This is a genomic window from Microbacterium sp. T32 (genome assembly GCF_001619615.1).
Taxonomy (GTDB): Bacteria; Actinomycetota; Actinomycetes; order Actinomycetales; family Microbacteriaceae; genus Microbacterium.
Genome location: NZ_LQQP01000057.1, coordinates 1 through 3183 on the forward strand (window position 1 = coordinate 1; position 3183 = coordinate 3183).

Below are 3183 nucleotides of genomic sequence, written 5' to 3' on the forward strand. Positions count from 1 at the left end.
GTACGCTGTGGCATCCATCCACCTCCGCGTCGGAGTGAACCGGGCGGGGAAGGCAAGTGGATGCCGAGCCCCCGCCGCCGTGTCTAGGGTGTGCACATGCCGATCCCCGCTGCCGGATACCCGCTCGCCGCCGGCGTCAGCCCGCGCGTCCAGGTCGTCGAGACCACCGATTCCACCAACGCCGACGTCGTCGCCGCCGTCATGGCGGACCCGGCCGGCTGGCCACACCTATCACTCCTCGTGACCGATGATCAGCGCGCCGGGCGCGGCCGCCTCGACCGCACGTGGACCGCGCCGGCGGGCACCGCGCTCGCCGTCTCGGTCGTCGTGGACGCGGCCCGGGTTCCGATCGAGATGCGCGGATGGATCCCGCTCGCCGCCGGTGCGGCCATGGCGCGGGCCGTGGACACCCGGTTGGCCGGGCACGGGGCCAGCGCCCAGGTGAAGTGGCCCAACGACGTGCTCGTCGACGGGGGGAAGATCTGCGGCATCCTGGCGGAGGTCGTCCCCGGCGCTCCCGACACGGTCGTCGTCGGTGCCGGGATCAACACGCGGATGACGCGCGCCGACCTCCCGGTCTCAACGGCCACGTCGTTCGCCGCGATCGGCGTCGACGTCGACGAAGATCGTCTGCTGGCGGACTACCTGCGGGGCCTGGACGGATTCCTCGATGCGCTGTCGAAGGGCGACGTCGCGCGCGTCCACCGCGACATCGAGAAGCTGTGCGCGACCGTCGGGCGCGACGTGTCGGTGTCTCTCCCGGACGGGACGACCGTCCAGGGGCGGGCGGAGCGCCTCGACGCCGAGGGGCGTCTCGTCGTGGCATCCGGCACGGTCGAGACGGTGGTCGCGGCCGGGGACGTCGTCCACGTGCGCTGACCGGGCGAGTTCCGCGTGTGCGGGCGGCGGCAGAGGCTCCGGCCCCGCAGAATGAATACGTGACCCAGCCGACCAGCTACGGGGGGCGCCCGCGGACGCCGGCCCCCAGTGCGGCGGCGCCCGAACGACGGATCGTGCGCCTCCGCGGGCACGCGCGACGCCTCTTCTGGTCCGCGCTCGTCCTCATCGCCGTGTCCGGTGCGGCGTCGTACTACTACGACAACCTCCCCGCTCCGTTCGAGAACTGGATGCTGCTGACCGCCGCCGGCGTGGTGCTCCTGCTGCTCGTCGTCCTCCCGTACTTCGCGTGGCTGTCGCGGTCGTGGACCATCACGACGCGCCGCGTCATCGAGCGCTCGGGCTTCTTCGGGTCGCGCAGCCGCGAGGTCTCGCACGTGCGCGGGTACGCGATCGAGATGCGTCGTGGCATCCTGCAGCGCCTGTGGGGTGCGGGGACGCTCACGCTCTCCAACGGCGTCGAACCGCCGATGCGTCTGAAGAACGTGCCGCACGCGGTGCTCGTGCACGAGACGCTGGTCGACCAGGTCGAGGTGAACCAGATCCTCGCGCATCGCGATTCCCAGTCGCAGGGCTCCGGCTCCGTCGACTTCTGACGCCCCACCCGCTCACCCCCTCGCGATAAACGGCATCCACGGCGGGAAACGCGCTGACGCGGCGTTTCTTCGCGTGGATCGCGTTTATCGCGAGGGGTGGGGAGCCGCTGCCCCGACCGTCGGAGGGCACAATGGACGGGACGGAAGGAGCGGCATGGCGCTGCGAGTCGGAGTGGTCGGTGGCGGACAGCTGGCGCGGATGATGATCGCGCCCGCCGAAGAGCTCGGGATCGACATCCGCGTCCTCGCCGAGAGCGAGGGGATGTCGGCGGGCCTCGCGGCCACGGCGGTCGGCGACTACCACGACGCCGAGACCGTGTTGCGTTTCGCGCGCGACGTCGACGTGCTGACCTTCGACCACGAGCACGTCCCGCAGGACGTTCTGTCGGTGCTCGTGGAAGCGGGCGTCGCCGTGCACCCCGGCCCCGCACCGCTCGCCGTCGCCCAGGACAAGCTCGTCATGCGCGCGCGCATGGCGGAGCTCGGGATGCCGCAGCCCGACTGGGCAGCGGTCTCCGACGCCGCCCAGCTCCAGGACTTCCTCGACGCGCACGGCGGTCGCGCCGTCGTGAAGACGCCGCGCGGCGGGTACGACGGCAAGGGCGTGCGCGTCGTGTCGGCCGCGACCGAGGCCGACGACTGGTTCGCGGCGCTCGCCGAGGACGCCAACGGCGGGGCGCTCCTGGTCGAGGAACTCGTCGACTTCACGCGTGAGCTGGCGCAGCAGGTCGCGCGCCGCCCCTCGGGCGAGGTGCGCGCGTACCCGCTGGTCGCCACGGTGCAGCGCGACGGCGTGTGCGCCGAGGTCATCGCTCCGGCGCCTCGCGCGGGGGAGCGGCTCGCGCGCGCCGCGGCCGAGATCGGGGTGGCTGTCGCGGAGGGACTCGGGGTGACGGGGATGCTCGCCGTCGAGCTGTTCGAGACGTCCGACGAACGCATCCTCATCAACGAGCTCGCGATGCGACCGCACAACAGTGGTCACTGGACGCAGGACGGTGCCGTCACGAGCCAGTTCGAGCAGCACCTGCGGGCGGTCCTCGACCTTCCCCTCGGAGCGACGGATGCCATCGCCCCCTGGACCATCATGGTCAACATCCTGGGCGGCCCCGCCGAGGGCGGACTGACCGAGCGTTTCGCCCCGGCGATGGCCGCGCACCCGACCGCGAAGATCCACACGTACGGCAAGGACCCGCGCCCCGGGCGCAAGGTCGGACACGTCAACGTCGCGGGCGACGACCTGGACGACGTGGTCTACGAGGGGCGCGCGGCGGCGGCATTCTTCGACTGAAGCGCGCCGTTGCGCGATCTTCCAGCGACCCGGCCTAGCCTGGTCCGGTGACCCGGCCGCTGCATTCCTCCGAGACGCCCGTGGTCGGCGTCGTCATGGGCTCCGATTCGGACTGGCGCGTGATGAGCGACGCCTCGCAGGTCCTCACGGAGTTCGGTATCCCGCACGAGGTGGAAGTCGTCTCGGCGCACCGGACCCCCGACAAGCTCATCCGCTACGGCCGCGAGGCGCGGGCGCGCGGCCTGCGGGCGATCATCGCGGGCGCGGGCGGGGCCGCCCACCTGCCCGGGATGCTCGCGTCGGTCACGGCGCTTCCGGTGATCGGCGTCCCCGTGCAGCTCGCGACGCTCGACGGGCTCGACTCCCTCCTCAGCATCGTCCAGATGCCGGCCGGCATCCCCG

4 protein-coding genes are annotated in these 3183 nt (G+C 72.3%); all 4 read left to right on the top strand.

Going from position 1 to position 3183, the window contains the following annotated elements; all coding sequences use genetic code 11:
* The first annotated feature begins 96 nt into the window (after positions 1 to 96).
* The gene (locus AVW09_RS15250; RefSeq protein ID WP_063258866.1) at positions 97 to 879 is read left to right on the top strand and encodes a biotin--[acetyl-CoA-carboxylase] ligase; all 783 of its coding nucleotides are present in this window, start codon (positions 97 to 99) and stop codon (positions 877 to 879) included.
* A 59-nt stretch (positions 880 to 938) separates the two neighbouring features.
* Complete coding sequence (locus AVW09_RS15255; protein WP_063258867.1) at positions 939 to 1493, top strand: PH domain-containing protein; 555 nt, start codon at positions 939 to 941, stop codon at positions 1491 to 1493.
* A gap of 154 nt (positions 1494 to 1647) precedes the next feature.
* Positions 1648 to 2781: a 5-(carboxyamino)imidazole ribonucleotide synthase gene (locus AVW09_RS15260; protein ID WP_063258868.1), complete on the top strand. Its 1134-nt coding sequence runs from the start codon at positions 1648 to 1650 to the stop codon at positions 2779 to 2781.
* A gap of 95 nt (positions 2782 to 2876) precedes the next feature.
* The coding region (purE, locus tag AVW09_RS15265) for a 5-(carboxyamino)imidazole ribonucleotide mutase (protein WP_082823020.1) at positions 2877 to 3183 on the top strand (307 nt) is incomplete at its 3' end.

Bases quoted from the DNA above. Each gene is read 5' to 3' on its own strand.
- AVW09_RS15260 (WP_063258868.1), top strand. From the start codon at position 1,648: ATGGCGCTGCGAGTCGGAGTGGTCGGTGGCGGACAGCTGGCGCGGATG.
- AVW09_RS15250 (WP_063258866.1), top strand. From the start codon at position 97: ATGCCGATCCCCGCTGCCGGATACCCGCTCGCCGCCGGCGTCAGCCCG.